17 protein-coding genes are annotated in these 19,141 nt (G+C 58.8%); 8 read left to right on the top strand and 9 right to left on the bottom strand.

The annotated features are described in order from the left end of the window. Window positions 1-533 precede the first annotated feature (533 nt). The gene (locus AC2T9U_RS02245; protein ID WP_493696516.1) at window positions 534-1,550 is read right to left on the bottom strand and encodes a sigma-70 family RNA polymerase sigma factor; all 1,017 of its coding nucleotides are present in this window, start codon (window positions 1,548-1,550) and stop codon (window positions 534-536) included. 385 nt (window positions 1,551-1,935) lie between these two features. Here AC2T9U_RS02245 and AC2T9U_RS02240 point away from each other — a divergent pair, with 385 nt between their 5' ends. Next, window positions 1,936-3,351 carry a class I SAM-dependent methyltransferase gene (locus tag AC2T9U_RS02240; RefSeq protein ID WP_493696515.1) on the top strand — a complete coding sequence of 472 codons (1,416 nt, stop codon included), beginning with the start codon at window positions 1,936-1,938 and terminating at the stop codon, window positions 3,349-3,351. Window positions 3,352-3,663: 312 nt separating this feature from the next. Here the strand turns inward: AC2T9U_RS02240 and AC2T9U_RS02235 are convergent, their stop codons facing one another. Further along, window positions 3,664-4,584 (bottom strand): sigma-70 family RNA polymerase sigma factor, encoded by a 921-nt coding sequence (locus AC2T9U_RS02235; RefSeq protein WP_258553216.1) that lies wholly within the window; start codon window positions 4,582-4,584, stop codon window positions 3,664-3,666. 453 nt (window positions 4,585-5,037) lie between these two features. Between AC2T9U_RS02235 and flgN the strand changes: the two genes are divergently transcribed. From flgN to AC2T9U_RS02215, 4 genes are all read left to right on the top strand, one after another. Then, on the top strand, window positions 5,038-5,565 hold the full coding sequence (gene flgN, locus AC2T9U_RS02230) for a flagellar export chaperone FlgN (protein ID WP_115031247.1): 528 nt from the start codon (window positions 5,038-5,040) through the stop codon (window positions 5,563-5,565). Between the two features lie 88 nt (window positions 5,566-5,653). Then, entirely contained in the window at window positions 5,654-6,055 is a 402-nt protein-coding gene (locus tag AC2T9U_RS02225; protein ID WP_115031249.1) for a flagellar assembly protein FliW, read from the top strand. 80 nt (window positions 6,056-6,135) lie between these two features. Beyond that, window positions 6,136-6,444, top strand: coding sequence for a carbon storage regulator CsrA (gene csrA, locus AC2T9U_RS02220; protein ID WP_208302099.1), 309 nt, complete (start codon window positions 6,136-6,138; stop codon window positions 6,442-6,444). 270 nt (window positions 6,445-6,714) lie between these two features. Beyond that, window positions 6,715-6,921: a DUF3073 domain-containing protein gene (locus AC2T9U_RS02215; RefSeq protein WP_028326778.1), complete on the top strand. Its 207-nt coding sequence runs from the start codon at window positions 6,715-6,717 to the stop codon at window positions 6,919-6,921. A gap of 163 nt (window positions 6,922-7,084) precedes the next feature. Here the strand turns inward: AC2T9U_RS02215 and purM are convergent, their stop codons facing one another. The 4 genes from purM to AC2T9U_RS02195 all read right to left on the bottom strand — a co-directional run bounded on the left by purM (window position 7,085) and on the right by AC2T9U_RS02195 (window position 10,756). Further along, a complete protein-coding gene (purM, locus tag AC2T9U_RS02210) occupies window positions 7,085-8,221 on the bottom strand; it encodes a phosphoribosylformylglycinamidine cyclo-ligase (RefSeq protein ID WP_493696514.1) in 1,137 nt (378 codons plus the stop codon). A gap of 31 nt (window positions 8,222-8,252) precedes the next feature. Next, window positions 8,253-9,854: an amidophosphoribosyltransferase gene (gene purF, locus AC2T9U_RS02205; protein WP_493696513.1), complete on the bottom strand. Its 1,602-nt coding sequence runs from the start codon at window positions 9,852-9,854 to the stop codon at window positions 8,253-8,255. A gap of 60 nt (window positions 9,855-9,914) precedes the next feature. Further along, window positions 9,915-10,259 (bottom strand): magnesium transporter, encoded by a 345-nt coding sequence (locus tag AC2T9U_RS02200; protein WP_147279234.1) that lies wholly within the window; start codon window positions 10,257-10,259, stop codon window positions 9,915-9,917. 104 nt (window positions 10,260-10,363) lie between these two features. Then, entirely contained in the window at window positions 10,364-10,756 is a 393-nt protein-coding gene (locus AC2T9U_RS02195; RefSeq protein WP_493696912.1) for a sterol carrier family protein, read from the bottom strand. Between the two features lie 135 nt (window positions 10,757-10,891). Between AC2T9U_RS02195 and AC2T9U_RS02190 the strand changes: the two genes are divergently transcribed. After that, on the top strand, window positions 10,892-11,824 hold the full coding sequence (locus tag AC2T9U_RS02190; protein WP_493696512.1) for a spermidine synthase: 933 nt from the start codon (window positions 10,892-10,894) through the stop codon (window positions 11,822-11,824). Window positions 11,825-11,862: 38 nt separating this feature from the next. On the opposite strand, the gene AC2T9U_RS02185 is transcribed toward AC2T9U_RS02190, so the two are convergent. Then, window positions 11,863-12,783, bottom strand: coding sequence for a phosphoribosylaminoimidazolesuccinocarboxamide synthase (locus AC2T9U_RS02185; protein WP_493696511.1), 921 nt, complete (start codon window positions 12,781-12,783; stop codon window positions 11,863-11,865). A gap of 6 nt (window positions 12,784-12,789) precedes the next feature. Next, window positions 12,790-14,115, bottom strand: coding sequence for a phosphoribosylamine--glycine ligase (gene purD, locus AC2T9U_RS02180; RefSeq protein ID WP_493696510.1), 1,326 nt, complete (start codon window positions 14,113-14,115; stop codon window positions 12,790-12,792). A 74-nt stretch (window positions 14,116-14,189) separates the two neighbouring features. Here purD and AC2T9U_RS02175 point away from each other — a divergent pair, with 74 nt between their 5' ends. Together AC2T9U_RS02175 and AC2T9U_RS02170 are read left to right on the top strand one after the other, a co-directional pair. Next, a complete protein-coding gene (locus AC2T9U_RS02175) occupies window positions 14,190-14,876 on the top strand; it encodes a helix-turn-helix transcriptional regulator (protein WP_493696509.1) in 687 nt (228 codons plus the stop codon). A gap of 93 nt (window positions 14,877-14,969) precedes the next feature. Beyond that, a complete protein-coding gene (locus AC2T9U_RS02170; RefSeq protein ID WP_493696508.1) occupies window positions 14,970-17,291 on the top strand; it encodes a HelD family protein in 2,322 nt (773 codons plus the stop codon). A gap of 74 nt (window positions 17,292-17,365) precedes the next feature. Here the strand turns inward: AC2T9U_RS02170 and AC2T9U_RS02165 are convergent, their stop codons facing one another. Further along, the gene (locus AC2T9U_RS02165; protein ID WP_493696507.1) at window positions 17,366-19,129 is read right to left on the bottom strand and encodes a lysine--tRNA ligase; all 1,764 of its coding nucleotides are present in this window, start codon (window positions 19,127-19,129) and stop codon (window positions 17,366-17,368) included. Window positions 19,130-19,141: the final 12 nt, after the last annotated feature.

Raw genomic sequence — 19,141 nt, 5'->3', positions numbered from 1 at the left:
CACAGCTGTGTTTGCGCAGTACGTTGGCGTTCTTGTGGCTGTATGTCAGGCCGGGTGGGGTTGAGTGTTGGCGTGAATAGGCTCCCGCCGTTGATCGGCGGGAGCCGTGGTTCGTGCTGAGTGTTGCTTTCCTCGAGGGTTTTCGCGTCCATGCGTGCGTGTGACCGCTCCTGAGTGTGTGACCGCCCCCGACCGATCATGTCTGCTCTCGAGGCCGCAATCACGTCGGTGTCTGTTCGGGACAGGCTCCCATTCGGCATGTGTTTATGGGCGTTGACAACATTCGTGGGGAAAGTCTGGACAACCTGTCTTGCACGGGTGTTTTACGCCCGAATGGGTGGGTCTGATTGTTTTCTTGCTGTGGCTGTGACCAGCGATAAGTCTTGTGTTGCAGTGTTTTTCATGGGTGCCTGTTTTTCTTGAGTGTGATTCACGCCACACAAGAGATGTGTCTCACTTGCCGAGATGGCTCGAGTTACGAGAGGCAACCGCCATGTGACACGCAGGAGCAACCCCGCTATTTATGAAACACCTCACGCTGATTCGCGTGAGCTAAATAGTGTGATTTCGTCTGAGGCATCAATAGCGGTCGTCAGTCGTTCGCGGTAGTTGGAACGAGCAGCGACCTGCGCGTAATACGCAGCCTTACGCCGCGCTACCGCACCACCACCGCCAACACCACCCCGCCCACCAGACTCCAACATCTCCGGCGACAACTGCGAATTCATCCCATCACGCAACAACTTCAACGCCTCCGCACGCATCTGCGAAATACGCGACTCCGTCACCCCCAACTCCTCAGCCAACTCACGCATCGGGCGATCCTCGAAAAAACACCCCCGCACCACAACACGCAACCGCTCAGGCAACACAGCCACCGCATCACGCAAATACGCACGACGCTCACGCGCCAACAACGTCGCCTCAGGCGTAGCCACACTCGAAGGCAACAACGCATCCACCCCAGAGCCATCACCACCGGCCCCATCAGTAATCACATCAAGACGCAACACCACCGACGAATGCAGATCAGCATCCAACTTCTCCAACTCAGACACCGACGCACCCAACGCCTGCGCAACCTCACCCACCTCAGGACGACGCCCCAACTTCGCAGCCAACTCATCATGCACCGCATCACGACGACGCACCTTTGAGCGCAACGAACGCGTAGCCCAGTCCGCAGAACGCAACTCATCCAACAACGCACCACGAATACGCCGCACCGCGTACCGACCAAACGGCACACCCAACGACGGATCAAATGAGCGCGCGGCAGCAGCCAACGCCGCCATACCCGCAGACACCAAATCATCCATATACACATGCGAAGGCAACCGAGAACCGATCGACCTCACCTCAAAATGCACCAAAGGAAGATGCACACGACACAACTCATCAATGGACATTGATTCAGGGGTTTCCAACTGTTCCTGACCGTTTTCACTTTCATTGAGCAGCGCGCGGGCAGCGAACCTATTCATGTGGATGTTCTGGTTTTCTTTTTCGCCCTTCCCCTTGGGGCTTGTCATTGAATTAGAAGCAGTCACGAAACGAAACCTAGAAATCACTAAACACCCTGACTACCCGTGTCTATATACTGAGACATAGCAGGTCAGATGGTCAATATCAGGATATTCACAGTTTTATCCACGGCCTCATGCGTGCATGGGATAACCATTTATCACTGTTGCGCAAAAAAATTTACCCACCTATAACCAGCTCAATAATACGGAGCTTGTAATTCCGAACGTGACATCAAGACAACCGTTCACAACAAAGAGAAAACGCTTTCCTTACTCATTCAAAAGCGTTCCCATACCAGTGAATTCATTTACAACCGCGCCATATTCGCCGATTGGCTTCACATCCCGGACCGGGACCGCGAACCCCGCACAGCCCGGACCCCCTCTTTCCGGGCAAGCAGGAGGTTCCGTGTTCGTCTTCGGTGTACACATCGAGTGCCAAGACGTTTTCGACAAGCACTGTCTACCCGGCATCGCCGACCACGGCGGTCGGGATGCAACGTTGATCACCACTACAGACTTGCCACGCAGTCAGGCATACGCCGACATGATGGAAGCTGCCGCTGCCATGGAGGCAGTCGAAGCAATCATCCTGCTCTCGGAAAAAACCCGCATCACCGATCCTCTTTTCGCTATCAAAGTCACTCGCGCCCTGACCGCAGACCCCGCCCTGGATGTTTTCGGCCCTGAACGCGACGGCGACGTCGCCACCGACTGCCTCATACTTCGCCCTGAGGCCCCACGTCGCCTAGCACCCCTGGAGACAACGCACACTCCCCCAGTCGGTTCAGTTCCCGTAACACCAACCGAACCGCCCTGCCCACAAGACCTTGACGAAATCGACGCTGTCGGCAGATCGATCTTGGAACGGGCACGCCTGAGCGGAATGAACGTTTCTCCCATCGAGCTATCCACCACAGACTTCACCGCTAACAATCCCCTTATCGACCAAACACAACAGTTCCAGATGGCCGCTGTGGCTTGGCAAGGACGCGCAGCTCACCGCATCACAAAAGCAATGCTGCAACGCTGGCGCGAACATCCGACCAACCCCACAAACAACCTCACTTTTGAGGCTCAACTTCCCCCCACTACTGAAACCCCCACCAACATCCCCATGGGCGATGCCCTCGCCCTTGAACGAGGCGAGCTCCTACATCACATCCCCGAAGGAACCCGGCGCGTTCTTGATGTCTCATGCGGAACAGGTAGTCGAGGGGCAGCAGTCAAAGACCGCTTCGGTGCACACGTCGTGGGCATCGAATCCAGCGCTCCCCTGGCAACCGCTGCCCGCACCTGTCTGGATGAGGTACACCACCTAGACCTCAATTCCGTCGACTTCACCCGCCCAAGAGCGCTGCCTTTAGACGGCGAACCTTTCGATGTCATCGTCCTCGCAGGGACCCTCGAACGCCTTGTCGATCCCGAAGGGCTCTTGCGCACCCTCATCGATCACCTCACTGATGATGGACTCCTCATCGCAACCCTGCCCAATATCAAACATTGGTCGGTCATCCTGCCGTTGCTACTTCAAGACCGGTTCACCTACACCACCACAGGCCCGATTCAGCCCGCCCACCTGCGCTTCTACACCATGATCGAAGGAGCAAGCCTACTGCGACGTAGCGGCTTTAACTGGTGCGAAGCAGCAGCCGCCACCACACTGCCACTGGCTGACCCCTCCCAGCTCACTCCGCTTTTAGATGCGCTCAGCGCCTACGGAGTAGATAACAATGAAGCCCGCACCCTGTTCGAGGCATACGAGTTCGTACTCACCGCCCGCAAAGAGCGCCCCGAAGAACACCAGGACAATTCCGATATGTAGCCACCGGGCACACGCAAGGGCCTCTGCGCCGAGTGTTGGGGGCACTCAGGCGCAAAGGCCCTTGTCAAAGCCGGCAGGGGGAAAGCCGGCATGCGGGGGGAGGCTGGGGAATCCTCTGACTTCCCGCATCGCAACAAAGTTTTCAACTCCACTGTGTGGAGGTCCAACCCACCCGCTAGCCGTCCCAAGCACGTAGCCGAAGACCATCAGGCGATGATTGTTCATCGAACTCACCTTCGTATCGACCTTTTCCTTCGCTGCTTAAGAAAAACGACCGATACTTCCATCAATACGCCTCACCGGCGTGAGCCATCACATCGCGGCATTGTGGTTATCAATGTCCTCATCACCTTGTGCTAGGGAGAGTCGTTCGCGGTAGTTGGAACGAGCAGCGACCTGCGCGTAATACGCAGCCTTACGCCGCGCTACCGCACCACCACCGCCAACACCACCCCGCCCACCAGACTCCAACATCTCCGGCGACAACTGCGAATTCATCCCATCACGCAACAACTTCAACGCCTCCGCACGCATCTGCGAAATACGCGACTCCGTCACCCCCAACTCCTCAGCCAACTCACGCATCGGGCGATCCTCGAAAAAACACCCCCGCACCACAACACGCAACCGCTCAGGCAACACAGCCACCGCATCACGCAAATACGCACGACGCTCACGCGCCAACAACGTCGCCTCAGGCGTAGCCACACTCGAAGGCAACAACGCATCCACCCCAGAGCCATCACCACCGGCCCCATCAGTAATCACATCAAGACGCAACACCACCGACGAATGCAGATCAGCATCCAACTTCTCCAACTCAGACACCGACGCACCCAACGCCTGCGCAACCTCACCCACCTCAGGACGACGCCCCAACTTCGCAGCCAACTCATCATGCACCGCATCACGACGACGCACCTTTGAGCGCAACGAACGCGTAGCCCAGTCCGCAGAACGCAACTCATCCAACAACGCACCACGAATACGCCGCACCGCGTACCGACCAAACGGCACACCCAACGACGGATCAAATGAGCGCGCGGCAGCAGCCAACGCCGCCATACCCGCAGACACCAAATCATCCATATACACATGCGAAGGCAACCGAGAACCGATCGACCTCACCTCAAAATGCACCAAAGGAAGATGCACACGACACAACTCATCAATATCAACCGAACTCTCAGTGGAACTCGCTGCGGAGAGTTGGTTTTCATCAGAAACGGTCACGAATCCACTGTCAGACCAGATACTTTGAAGCATCAAAGATTGACCACATTTTGAGAAATGCCTGGCTGCAGCCCTATTTGAGCTTGATTACTTTACGATTTACTGAACACTTGAATGCAAGAAAACAGTCGCTTCGGAGAGTTGTCGACAATTAACTGGACATACGACTGTTTTAAAAAGAAGCAATAAAACGACCAACAAAGACGAGTGCACAACTTTTCATCGAAGCTCGAATTCTCCACCTGAGAATATTTTCCCAAAAAATCACACCCACGTATTTCTCAGTGATTTTTCGGAATCATTTACTCACTCAACATTCTTCGTCAGATTAATTATCGAAAAAAGTTCTTTTTAAGGTAACTGCACGCAGAGAAACTCCTGGTCACCACCGCTTTCACTCAACTCCACCGCTGGCACGTCGATGAGCCGAATGTGAACGACACGCAGACCGCGATGAGGAACTTGTCCCTCGACGACACAGCACTCATGGCGCTGTCCAACCTCTCCACAGGGTTGTGGCGCATCCAGGAGCTGCTTGAACTTCTCACTTACCGCCTCGACACACAACAGGCGCTAGTGGAAACAGGCAGATCTCGTTGGCTGGGCCGCTCAACCCGGGAGATCGAGCTCGTTCTTGCAGAAATGCGAGAAGCAGACCTGATGCGCGCAGTCGATGCCCAACCCGTATGCGAAGCACTCGGACTAAGCCCCGAAACCCCTCTCAGCGCCATCGCTGCAGCAGCTCCTGCACCGTGGAACGAGGTACTGGCAGAACACCGCCAGGCCCTCAGCGTTGCCAGCGCAGAACTAGCAGCACTGAGCCGCACCAACAGCGAAATGCTCGAGGTTAGCTACAAAGCAGTGCAGGACACGCTCGAAAAGTTCAATCACACCCCCGGTCCCACTGGCGATGACACTTACACAGCCAAAGGGGCCCGAGCAAATAGCCGTTCACGCCACCTGTTCGACCAAAAATCGTGACCCTTACGACCATGGCCGAACTGACCGCCGGGCGGCACCAGGCCGTCCGGGAAGACAACCAACCAGTACAAGGGTGGGAGACACACCTATGACCACAACGACCGATGTCAACACAAGCGTCGACATCACTCTCGATGCCGGTCTCGTCGGATTCCCTCTGGCGCAGCACTTCCGTCTCAGCGAGGCAGAAGGCGGCCTGTACGAAATGGAGTGCCTAGACATTCCTGACATGGCGTTCGTTGTTATCGCACCGAACCCGTTCTTCCCCGATTACTCACCAGTCATCGACCCGTCCACTGCTGCCCGACTGGGCATTGACTCCCCCGAAGAAGCATTGGTTTTCCTCGTTGTGAACCTCGGCTCTGAAAACGAAGGGCCCGCAGCGAACCTCATGGCACCCCTCATCGTCAACACAAAGACACGCAAGGCAATGCAGGTAGTCCTCGACGGGCAGAATCTGCCACTCCGTGCGAGCCTCCCTGTCAGTTGAGTACTGCCGCGCTACCGTAACCAAAAGCAGCAGTTCCCACCCCTCCACCTTCGGTGCACCTGCCGAGAAAAGGAATTCACGTGCTGGTACTCAGTCGCCGACCCCAGCAAAGCCTCCTGATCGGTCACGACGTAGTCGTGACCGTGTTGGAGGTGAACGGGGACACCGTCCGGATCGGCATCAAGGCTCCTTCTGATGTTGATATCCACCGCGAAGAAATCTATCGGGACCTTCAAAAAGCTAATGCGGCAGCCGAGGCCAAACCTGGCTCCGCCGCTGAACTGGCTCGCCGAATCCACGCGGGGAGTAAGAAGAAATCCGAAGAAAGCTCTGCGGCGGGCGAACAGACCGCATCACATGCGGAACCAGGAGCTCAACACCAACCGTGACCGGCGGTTCCGCTGGCTAGAAAACCGGTTTTGGTGCAAAGAAATGACACGCAGTATTCCTGATGTGCGTTTCTGATAGCCGCCACGGTTCCTGGTTGGCGATTCCGTCCTGTACGGTAGAGGTACGAACCATGACAGAATTTCCGGAGCCGTCCCGGCTCCACCCCGAACATGCTGGACCACGCTGCCGAGATTGTGTCGGCCACGTGGTCTCTTCGTGGGAAGGGCGAGACGGGATCACTCCGACGGACGCGTGAGGGGGTCGACGCCATGGGGCGCGGCCGAGCCAAGGCAAAGCAGACCAAAGTCGCTCGGGAGCTCAAATACTGGACTCCTGACACTGACTTGAGGGCACTTGAGCGCGAGCTCCACGGAGAGCAGACGCGTCAGCCAGGTCGTGGGAATGCAAGTAAATCCCACGATGACTGGGACGACGACGAAGACGATTACTCGGGCTGGGCTTCGCGTAGTCACTGACGTTTCGCTCACCAGTAAAGCCACGCACAGTAGTTGAGGGACCGCACCATTCGTGGTGCGGTCCCTCAACTACGTCCAAAACAGCCCAACAAGAGCGTGTGGTGTGAGTAACAGGCCCATTGCCTGTACTCACACCACACGCCCCGTCAGGCCTTCGTGAACCTCAGGCGCCTACACCATTGCCATGATGCCCAACCATCGCGACAGCACCGCCCTGCACGCCCTTGGCTCCCTGAACAAGCCCAGAACCATCGGCAAGACCAGCAGCCTCATCAAGATCCTTGATCTCACCCATATGCCAGGCATCCACACCAGCAGCGCGAGCCTTCTCGATCACAATTTCAGCCGTCTGCGGCGCCACTACAGCAACAAACCCAACACCCAAGTTGAGGGTTTTTTCCATATCTGCGCCAGGAACCGCTCCCAAGCGCTGAATCACCTCAAAAACAGCCGGAGGATTCCACGTAGAACGGTCAACCACAGCCGCAACGCCAGCGGGCAACACCCGCGCAAGGTTGGCTGCCAAACCTCCACCTGTCACGTGCGACAACGCATGCACATCGGCACCAGGTGCACGCAGCACATCCAAAAGCAGTTTTGTGTAAATACGGGTCGGCTCCAGAAGCTCCTCCCCCACCGTGCGGCCAAACTCATCCACGTGACGGTCATACCCCCACCCGGCAGAATCCATCACCGCACGCACCAAGGAATATCCATTGGAGTGCACCCCAGAAGAAGCCAAGGCAATCACTGCATCGCCAAGACGAACCCGGTTCGGGGTGAGCACATCGTCATACTCAACAACACCAGTTGCCGCGCCAGCACAATCAAACTCATCCGCAGCCATAAGACCAGGGTGCTCTGCCGTCTCACCACCGACCAGAGCCACACCCGCTTGGCGACACCCCTGAGCAATCCCAGAAACAATCGATGCGATCCGGCTGGGCTCCACCTTGCCGCATGCGATGTAATCCGTCATGAACAGCGGCTCAGCACCACACACAACAATGTCATCCACGACCATGCCGACTAGATCAATACCGATCGTGTCGAGAATGCCCGTTGCACGTGCAATCGCAACCTTCGTGCCAACACCATCAGTGCTCGTTGCCAACACCGGTCGCTTCATCCCCGCCAGCGCAGAGGCATCAAACATCCCCGCGAAGCCGCCCAACCCTCCCAGAACCTCAGGGCGCTGCGCACGGGCCACAGAGGCCTTCATCAACTCAACAGCACGGTCGCCAGCCTCAACATCAACGCCAGCCGCGGCATACGTGATCGGTGAAGTGTTTTCGCTCATGGTGGTCCTTCCAGAAACAGGCTTACGAGGGTCAGTGGTCGCTGCCGGCAGGGGCATGAGCCGACGGCGCATCAGGAGAAACAACACGACCCGTACCGCCATGACGCACCTCAGTAAGCTGTGCATCAAGCAGACCCGAATCGGCCTCGGCATCAATAGCAGGGCGCAGCCCCTTCTGCTCAAGCACAGACTTGCCTAGATCTCCTGGCTCAGGCAGCTCGATCGGATAGTTACCCGAGAAGCACGCCGTGCACAGGGTGCTTACTTCCTGCTCAGTAGCCGCGACCATGCCCTCATCACTGATAAATCCCAGCGAGTCAGCACCGATACTTGCGCAGATCTCATCCACATCAAGCCCATTAGCGATGAGCTCAGCACGAGTAGCGAAGTCAATACCGTAGTAGCAAGGCCACTTCACCGGCGGAGAAGAAATACGTACATGCACCTCAGCTGCACCGGCCTCACGGAGCATCCGCACCAGGGCACGCTGTGTATTCCCCCGCACAATTGAGTCATCCACCACCACGAGCCGCTTACCAGCGATCACCTCACGCAGCGGATTGAGCTTCAAACGAATACCCAACTGGCGGATGGTTTGGCTAGGAGCGATAAACGTACGCCCCACATACGCGTTCTTCACAAGACCGTTGCCATAGGGAATCCCTGACTCCTGGGCGTACCCAATAGCTGAAGGCACCCCCGACTCTGGCGTAGCCATCACCATGTCGGCTTCGACTGGGTGCTCACGCGCCAGCGCCCGCCCCATCTCCACCCGGGACGTGTAGACATTACGGCCATGGATAGTCGTATCCGGGCGAGCCAGGTATACATATTCAAAAACACATCGAGCCGGAGCAGGATCAGCAAAACGCGTGCTGTGCAAACCATCGGGACCGATGGACAAAAACTCACCAGGCTCAATCTCGCGCACGTGGCTGGCACCGACGATGTCCAAAGCCGCGGTTTCACTGGCAACCACCCAGCCGCGCTCCAAACGCCCCAACACAAGCGGACGCACACCCTGCGGATCACGTGCCGCATACAACGTGTTCTCATCCATGAATACGAAGGAGTAAGCACCCCGCAGCAGCGGCAATACCTTCAGCGCACGCTCTTCCAAAGACGCACCTTCGCTGTGCGACAGCAACGCCGTCACCAACGCAGTATCCGTAGTGTTCCCCTGCTTCAGCTCACCGTGATGAGCCCCACCAGAAAGCTCCTGCACAGCCTCACGAAGCTCCGCCGAGTTAATAAGGTTGCCGTTATGCGCCAGCGCCACCGTGCCCTGACCAGCATCCCCCAAAGTGGGCTGGGCGTTCTCCCAGCGGCTAGCCCCAGTAGTGGAATAGCGGGTATGGCCAATAGCGATGTGGCCAGTCAGCAAGCTGAGACTGTTCTCGTCAAAAACCTGGCTAACTAGTCCCATGTCTTTGTAAACCAGCATGCGCTTGCCATTACTGGCAGCGATACCGGCAGACTCCTGGCCACGGTGCTGCAAGGCATACAGACCGAAGTAGGTCAGCTTGGCGACCTCCTCCCCCGGAGCCCAAACACCGAAGACGCCGCAGTGGTCCGCAGGGCCGTGGTCGTCGTCGAGAAGGTTGTGGTTCAGTCGTCCGTCACCGCGATGCACGTGTTCAGTCTGTCACAGGCACGACGGCGGGCAATTTCTTCGTGGGCAGATCCGTACCCTTCAGCCCTTACGATCAAGAGCCAAAGCCAGCACGCACCCCAGGAAAGCACCAACAAGACCAATCACAGCGACAACGAACATCGTCATCGACGTATCGCTGTACTGCACTGCCCCGCCCGAAACCCCACCAGCCCAGATAGGGGCATAGAAATCAAGAAGAAGACCAATCAGCATCCCGCAGATAAACCCCACACCAATAAACCGCCCATACCGCGGTGACCTGCGAACACGCATCCGCGCAGTAATGATCGGATCTTGCCCCGAGAAAGTCACCGGTTGAGGCACAGGCTGACCGGAGGCATCAGTGGACTCATCATCAGTAGGTGGAGTCTGCTCAGCATTCACACCCCCAGCCTACGTGGACCCGCAGCCCAATTCAGGACCCGACAACCGACGCTGCGCCGCTGCTTGACTTACATACAACACCCCAACAATGCACCTGTTGGCCATCACGCAAACAGCGGCAACATCCCCGATAAGTCAGAACGCTCACCCGAAGCCGACACGCGACCCGCGGCGCACATGTGCTCCCACGACAGCTGCCCCACCACCAGCCCTAGCCACGTCTGCGCATCCATTTCCACCACATTCGGAGGAACTCCCCGTGTGTGCCGAGGCCCCTGCACACACTGCACCACCCCAAACGGCGGCACCCGCACCTCCACACTGTGCCCAGGATGCCGCTGACCAAGCTCCTCTAAGGAATATCGCACCGCCGTCGCCACCAATGACCTATTCACCTGCATAGGACGCTCCTGCTGCAGTGAGCCATCCTGCTCAACCTGGTCACGCCACTTCACTAATGCTTCATGTCCAACAACTGGGTCTACCCGACGCCCCATAGCAAAACCCTCCACATGCACAGCCCATCACCCTGTGACAGCCATCGACACAAACACCTCCTCATCCTCCACCAACCCGCCCGGCACGCGAACACTGTTCAGGGCTTCCCAAGCTGCGCGGCGTACGATGCAGTGATGGGCAGACGTTCCACACGCCGCGGCGCACGACTCACAACAACCCAGGCCACAGCCCGCACAAACACCACCTTGGCCCCCTCTCACACCGACGTGCTCGACCGCACTACCGACCCAGGCACAGAAACCACCGACACCTTCGAACTCATCCCTGACGAACTCGGCGGAGTCACCGTCATGATCGATGGGTTCCCCCAGTCCTACGTCCACACTGCTGACCCTGGCCTCATCCCCTTCGAATACATGCAGCAACTCGCCGCCGTAGTCGATGTGCTGCCCATCGGGAAGATCACCACCACACACATCGGCGGCGCAGGCCTAACCCTGCCCCGCTACATCGAATACACCCGCCCAGGATCCCCCCAGATTGTGCTCGAGCCCCGAGCAGACGTCACCGCACGAATCCGCGAAGAACTCCCCCTGCCCCGCGGGCACCGCATCCGCGTGAGAGAACAGCTCGGACAAGATGGCATCACTGCCCTCGCCGATGACAGCGCAGATTTACTCGTTGTCGACGCCTTCGCCGCCGGACGCATCCCTGCACCACTGGCCACATCTACGTTCTGGAATCAGATTGCGCGAGTATTGCGCACCGCCGGACTCGCAGCATTCAACGTGCCCGACAAACCCGGCCTAGCCTACGCAGCCCGCATGGTCGCCACCGCTGCCAGCGCCGGTCTAAGCCACGCCGTCATGATCAGCACCCATGACGTACTACGCGGACGCCGGTTCGGCAACGTAGTGATCGTCGCTTCAGCAGTTGCATTACCCGAAGAAGAACTACGCCGCCGCATCCTGCGCGCCTCATTCCCCACCGGGATGCGCGGGGAAGAAGAAACCCGACGCCTGAGCGCCACCGCCGCACCCATCGGGGCACACGAAGACGCCCCCTCCCCCGAACCGCCTACCCCATCAGTATGGCGGGCGGTCTAACCGAAATAACCACGAAGTTAAACCGCCCGCCATCACACTCACACGAACGTGACTCCCGTCAACGCCTCATAAGCAGCTACATACGTAGCCCGCGTTGCCTCAACAACCTCCTCCGGCAATGCCGGAGGAACCTGACCACTACGGCGATCCCAGCCACTAGCCGGTGACAGCAACCAATCCCGCACAAACTGCTTGTCATACGATTTCTGTGCCTGCCCCGGAGTCCACTCCTGAGCCCGCCAAAAGCGCGAGGAGTCCGGAGTCAAAAGCTCATCAGCCAAAATCACATTCGGAACTCCATCAGCATCCACACCCTCGACACCAAACTCCACCTTGGTATCTGCCACAAGGATGCCCCGCTCCCCCGCAATCTCATTGCCACGCTTAACAATCGCGACAGTCAAATCACGGACCTTCTCTGCCAACGCCTCACCGATCTCCTCCTGAACCTGCGAGAACGTCATCGGCGCATCATGCTCACCCAACGGAGCCTTGGTCGTCGGCGTGAAAATCGGCTCCGGCAACTTCGAAGCCTCACCCAAACCATCAGGCAACGCCACACCACACACACTTCCCACCTGCTGATACTCCGCCAAACCACCGCCTGTCAGATACGCCCGACCGATGCACTCCACCGGCAACATCTCCAGACGCTTGACCAACACAGCCCGACCCTGCACCTGCTCAGGCACATCGGTGGAAACCACATGGTTAGGAACCAAATCAGCGAACTGCTCAAACCACCACAGCGACATCTGCGTCAACACTCGACCCTTGTCAGGGATATCACTATCCAACACGTAATCGAATGCAGAAATACGGTCAGAGGCAACAAGCAGCACCTGATCCGATCGCGGCTCACCCGTCACCGGATCCAACGGCGCATACAAATCACGCACCTTGCCCGAATACACGTGCGTAAAACCATCCAAAGCCGTTCCCGGCGTGTAAGCACCCATACCTGCTCAGCTCTCCAATCCTGCGCCAGCAGCATCAGCGCCACCGGCCATCACACGACCCTCAATTGCGGCAACAGCAATGTCGCTGCGGTGATGCCCGCCCCGCAACCCAATCGACTCAACACCGGCATACGCAACATCACGCGCAGCTGCCAGATCCTGACCCAAACCAACAACGCTCAACACACGGCCACCTGCCGAAACAACACCACCCTCACCAGCAGCCGTACCCGCATGCAACACATACGGGCCAGACTCCCCAGCCTCTACAAACACCGAAGAATCAAGCCCCTCGATCACATCCCCCGTCACCGGAGAAGCCGGGTAATTCTCCGCCGCCACAACCACAGTGACAGCAGACTCCGAACGCCACCGCAACGGCTCCATCTCACCCAGACGTCCCGTGGCCGCCGCCATCAGCACACTCGCCAACGGCGTCGCCAACCGCGCCAACACCACCTGCGTCTCCGGATCACCGAAACGGGCATTGAACTCCACCACCCGTGTGCCATTACTGGTCAACGCAAGCCCTACATACAGCAACCCCACAAAAGGAGCACCACGACGCGCCATCTCATCAACCGTTGGCTGCGCCACCTGCGCCACTACCTCATCCACCAACCCCGCAGGCGCCCACGGCAAGGGAGAATAAGCACCCATACCACCAGTGTTCGGGCCCTCATCGTTGTCGTATGCCCGCTTGAAATCCTGAGCAGGCTCCAACGGAACCACATTCACGCCATCACATAAACAGAACAGCGACACCTCCGGGCCATCAAGGAACTCCTCAACCACAACCCGGCCACCCTCAACCTGCACACACGCACGCGCATGCTCAAGTGCCACATCACGATCCGAAGAAACCACCACCCCCTTACCCGCAGCCAAACCGTCATCCTTGACCACATACGGCGCGCCAAAAACATCAAACGCCGCCTCCACCTCAGCAACAGAAGCACACACCCGTGCCCCAGCCGTCGGCACTCCAGCAGCAGCCATCACATCCTTAGCGAAAGCCTTACTACCTTCAAGACGAGCCGCCTGCGCACCCGGACCAAAACAGGCAATCCCCGCAGCACGCACCGCATCAGCAACACCAGCCACCAACGGCACTTCAGGCCCCACCACAACCAAATCCACGCCCAACTCAGACGCCAACTCAGCCATACCCGCAACATCACTCAACCCACCCGGCAACGGATGACGCATAGCCAGCGCCTCCATCCCCGGATTACCCGGAGCAACATGCAAAGCATCAACCGACGCATCAGCCGACAACGCGCGAACGAGCGCAGCTTCCCGCGCCCCCGTACCCAGGATCAGGATCTTCACGCCCCCAGCGTAGACGGCTCCCCGCGCCACCAAACACCGCCCAAGCCCAAAAACGCACCACCACAATAGAAACCATGAACCCCACACCCACCCACCCCCGAACCCTCAACGACATACTCGAACACCCCACACCAGAAGTCCCCCTGACCCACCCCGACGAAATCACCCTCATCGCCAACCACATCTTCACCACCGCACGACGACACGTCATCGGACTGTTCGACAACGCCGCCAACACCAGCCGCTACTTTCCCCACCCCCACCTAACCCCCACCCGACCCACCCACCGCATCACCCAACTCATCTTCGAACCCTCCATCCTCACCTACCCAGAAACCCTCAATACCCTCCAACACAGCGGCAACCGCCACGACGCCATCCGCATCCTCGACCGCATACCCATCACTGTGCTCATCGCCGACAATGACCTCGCCCTACTAGACCTATCCACCTACGACGACCACACCACCAACTCCCTCCTCATCCGCAACCACCGCCGCATCCTGGCCTGCCACTCCCTCTTCGACACTTTCTGGTCCCTCGCCCTACCCGCACCATCACGCGGAGCCCCCAACCTCGACCCCAACACCCACCGCATCCTGGCACTCTTAGCCTCCGGCGCCACCGACACCACCATCGCCGAAATCACCGGCCAATCCGTACGCACCATCGAACGCCGCATCCATAACCTCTTCACCCACCTCGGCGCCACAACACGATTCCAAGCTGGCGCTCAAGCCGCTCGCCGCGGCTGGATCTAACCCCCTAAACTTGACCCCCTTCGCTCTCACGCGGACACAACACATCCCGCGCGAAGCACTCCACCCCCACAGCTCACAGCGACAGGCGGTCACGTGAACCAACGCGAAAACGGCGCAACCGACGACATCCTCAACAACGAACTGGCCACCGAACAGGCCTACGTCGACAATGTGTACGCACACCTCGACGCCGCACGCACCCGCGCCGATCTCGTCGCCACCGAAGGAATGTCACGCGGACGCACCGACCGCACCGGAGACATCCGCGACGAAGAAGTAGCCGGCCTCTTCGAACGAGACGCTCTCGTCTACAACGCAGGACGCCGACGCGCCAACCTCGAACGCCAAGACGAAGGCCTCGTCTTCGGACGCCTAGACATGGATCACTCCATGCCCAAAGAACCCACAGAAGACGACCCCCGCGAACCCGGCGCCCCCATCAACGACACCGACCACGAAATCCGCTACATCGGCCGCCTAGGCGTACGCGACAACGACTACGAAGCCCTCGTCATCGACTGGCGCGCCCCCGCAGCAGCCCCCTTCTACCGCGCCACCCCCACCGACCCCATGCAAGTTGTGCGCCGCCGCGTCCTACGCAGCCGCGGACGCACCATCATCGGCGCCGAAGACGACCTCATGGTCACCCAACCCCCCGAAAACATGCCTGTCCTAGGCGAAGGCGCCCTCCTAGCCGCCCTCAGCCGCTCCCGCACCGGAGGCATGCGCGACATTGTCGCCACCATACAAGCCCACCAAGACGAAGCCATCCGTGCCGCAGCACGAGGCGTCACCAGCATCACCGGAGGACCCGGCACCGGAAAAACCGTCGTCGCCCTTCACCGCGCCGCCTACCTCCTCTACTCCGACCGCCGCAAATACGAAGGCGGCGGCGTCCTCGTCATCGGCCCCTCCGCCGCATACACCGCCTACATCGAACGCGTCCTGCCCTCCCTGGGCGAAAACTCCGTCTCCCTACGATCCCTCGGCGACGTCAACGAAACCCTCTCCGCCACCCGCCTAGACACCGCCACTGCCGCCCATGTCAAAGGCTCCAGCAAAATGGCGACCTTCCTCAACCGCGCCGTCCGCGACAGCATCCCAGGAGCCCCCACTCAACTACGCACCTTCGTTGCCGGACACCCCATCCGCATCGAAAAAGACGAACTCGACCGCCTGCGCGCCACCATCCTTAAACGCAGCCAACGCAACACCTCAGCCCGTCAAGCACGCCTAGCCCTCAACCAGCTCGCCTGGGAACAGGTACGCGAAGGCGAACGCGAAGACTTCAACGAACGCTTCAATGAAAACGGTGACGTCGACACCTTCCTCGAAACGTGGTGGCGCCCCGTCGACCCACGCGAAGTACTGCTTTGGACCGGGGACTCAGAACGCGCCCACCGCTACGGCCATGACCTATTCACCGCCGAAGAACTCCATGCCTACACCGCATCAATCCAAACTGCCTTAGACACCGCTACCTGGTCCGTCGCCGACATCGCCCTCATCGACGCAATCTCCCCCAAAATCGGACTCGTCCCCGAAAAAGATGACGCCGAACGCGGCTTCTACGAAGTAGAACTTCTCGAAGATGCCGAAGCAGAAGCCGTCGCTGCCGGACAACTGCGTGCCTACACAACCTCGAATGAATCCCCCTACCGCGAGCGCACAGCCCGAGACGCTGCCTGCCTGACCCCTGAAGACCGACGCGACATCCTCTTGCAAGGACGTATTGGTGCTGTCGATGAGTTTGCTCACGTCCTTATCGACGAAGCCCAAGACATCTCCCCCATGCAGTGGAAAATGATCGGACGACGAGGTCGGTGGGCGAGCTGGACCGTTGTCGGTGACGCAGCGCAAGCATCCTGGCCAGATGCGCAGGAGGCGCAGGCTGCCCAAGAAGAAGCCTTTGGCACTGGCCCCCGCCGCCACTTCCACATGACAACGAACTACCGCAATGCCAAAGAAATATTCGATGTCGCCGCTGAACTGATCCGCGAGGTGATGCCTGATGCAGACATCCCCAACGCCGTCCGGATCACTGGCATTGAGCCTGTACAGCGATCACTTGAAACAACCAGCCCTGAGGAAGACACCGCTACCGTGGTCAGTGCCGTGACTCAAGCCATTACACAACTGGGAAGCGAAGTGGACGGTTCGATTGCTGTTATTACGCCCAGCACTTGGGCATCGGCGCTGACCACCGCGCTAGAAGAAAACACTCTCACTGACGAAGCCAGTGTGACTCGTCGAGTGCAAATCCTCGATGCCATGACCACTAAAGGCCTCGAATACGACGCCACCATCGTCGTAGATCCAGACGGAATCGTCACGGAATCTCCCGGTGGGGAACGGGTGCTCTACGTCGCCCTCACTCGCGCTGCTCACCGGATGCACGTTCTACGCCTGCGCTGATGAAATAAACGATTCCGCCGCCTGTACACGCTTTGTGTACAGGCGGCGGAATCGTTTATTTCATCCCAAAAGGTTTAGTGCCCTATGAGAGTGCGGATTTTTTCCGGACCCACGATGAGCAACAACGTCGGTAGGCGTGGCCCTGTCTCGCTGCCAATCAGCAGGCGGTACAAAAGCGCGAACAGCGAGCGCTGCGCCGTCTTAACCTCCGGCGGGAGCTTTTTCTCATGAATTGGTAGCCCCGCCTGCAACTTCGGGACCCCATAGACGAGTGTGGTCAGCCCTTCCAAAGACCAGTCCTCTTCGAGCTTGTCTGCGAGCAGGGCCAACGACTCACGCTGTGCTTCATCAAGCGAGGCAAGCAGTTCGGTGTCGGGTTCGCTGCGCACCTGGGTGCGATCTTCTGGAGCCATCTGGGTTTCGACCCATTTCATAGCTTTGCTTAACCGCGGCTGCAGCTCCTCCAAAGAACCCAGCTCCGGCTCGCCAGAAGCAATCATCGCCCCAAGGATGCGCTGCATCTGCTCGGGGTTACCGCCGGTGATGTCCGCTGTGGAAGCAATCGCTCGATACGGCAAGGGGCGTTCTGTGCGGGGTAGTTCACCAGCGGCGGTGCCGATGGATCGTTTGTACACCAACAAATCGCCGGGCTGGGCTTTGTCTGTGCCAATTTTGCGGCCAAGCGCATCCCATTCATCGTATAGACGCTGAATTTCGGCGTCGAAGGCGACCTGGAAAGACTGATTCGGTTTACGACGGGCATACATCCACCGCAACAGCTGCGGTTCCATGATGCTGAGCGCATCTGCCGGGGTGGGCACACCGCCTTTAGAAGAGCTCATCTTGGCCATACCGGCAATACCGACGAACGCGTACATCGGGCCAATCGGACGCTGCGCACCGAAAATTGGCGCGATGTCCTTACCCACTACCCACGACGATCCCGGGCTCTGGTGATCGACACCTGAGGGCTCAAAATCGACGCCCTCGTGTGCCCACCGCATGGGCCAGTCGACCTTCCAGACAAGCTTGCCGCGGAAGTCCGCGTTAAGGTGCATGCTCTCTTCTACCTGTTCCCCATTGGGACCAGTAGCGGTGTACGTCAGAAGCGTGCTCTGTGGGTCATAGCTGGTGACCTGCGTATTGTCGGTACCGAAGGCCAGACTGTACGGCTTGAACGGGTAGTAGTCTCCCGCGCTAGAACCGTCATCCTCGCTAGCGGCACCAGAGCCCTCCACTGCCGTTACCTCAGCCTCGTCTGCTCCCTCAGCGCGGGCGACTTCGGCTGCGGCTTGCGGGTCTACTTTGGTGCGGTATCGAGCCAGGACCGCGTCGATCTCAGCGCGGTGCTCCATTGCGTGCAGGATGGCCTCGACATACACCCCCGAGGTGTACTGAGCTGTCTGGCTGATGCCACGGAACTGCACACCCAAGTGGCCCAGCGATTCGGTCATCGCTGCTTTGAAGTGTTCAGCCCAGTTCGGGTATTGGCTGCCGCGGGGCGCAGGAACGCTGGTCAACGGTTTACCGATGTGCTCGGCCCACGACTCGTCGATGCCTTCAACACCGAACGGCACCTTGCGATAGCGGTCGTAGTCGTCCCAGCTGATGATGTGCTCGACGTCGTAGCCACGGCGGCGGATCTCATCTGCCACCAGGTGCGGCACCATCACTTCACGCAGGTTGCCCAGGTGAATGGGGCCCGATGGGCTGAGCCCGGAAGCACATACGATTTTCTCACCGGGCTTACGTGCGGTAGCGGTCTCGATGACCTCATCAGCGAGGCGGTCGACCCAGTCCCCGATTTCAGAGGTGTTTGTGGAATTGCTGCGTGCCACGGATGCGCTCCT

Source organism: Dermatophilus sp. B7861-1, assembly GCF_058996045.1.
The sequence above is the reverse complement of the archived record's forward strand: the minus strand, read 5'-3'. Positions and strand labels throughout refer to the sequence as shown.

What these genes read in the sequence shown, in the direction of transcription:
- flgN (WP_115031247.1), top strand. Translation starts at nt 5,038, where the DNA reads ATGAGGAACTTGTCCCTCGACGACACAGCACTCATGGCGCTGTCCAAC.
- AC2T9U_RS02225 (WP_115031249.1), top strand. Translation starts at nt 5,654, where the DNA reads ATGACCACAACGACCGATGTCAACACAAGCGTCGACATCACTCTCGAT.
- AC2T9U_RS02215 (WP_028326778.1), top strand. Translation starts at nt 6,715, where the DNA reads ATGGGGCGCGGCCGAGCCAAGGCAAAGCAGACCAAAGTCGCTCGGGAG.
- purM (WP_493696514.1), bottom strand. Translation starts at nt 8,221, where the DNA reads ATGAGCGAAAACACTTCACCGATCACGTATGCCGCGGCTGGCGTTGAT.
- AC2T9U_RS02195 (WP_493696912.1), bottom strand. Translation starts at nt 10,756, where the DNA reads ATGGGGCGTCGGGTAGACCCAGTTGTTGGACATGAAGCATTAGTGAAG.
- AC2T9U_RS02190 (WP_493696512.1), top strand. Translation starts at nt 10,892, where the DNA reads ATGGGCAGACGTTCCACACGCCGCGGCGCACGACTCACAACAACCCAG.
- AC2T9U_RS02185 (WP_493696511.1), bottom strand. Translation starts at nt 12,783, where the DNA reads ATGGGTGCTTACACGCCGGGAACGGCTTTGGATGGTTTTACGCACGTG.
- AC2T9U_RS02175 (WP_493696509.1), top strand. Translation starts at nt 14,190, where the DNA reads ATGAACCCCACACCCACCCACCCCCGAACCCTCAACGACATACTCGAA.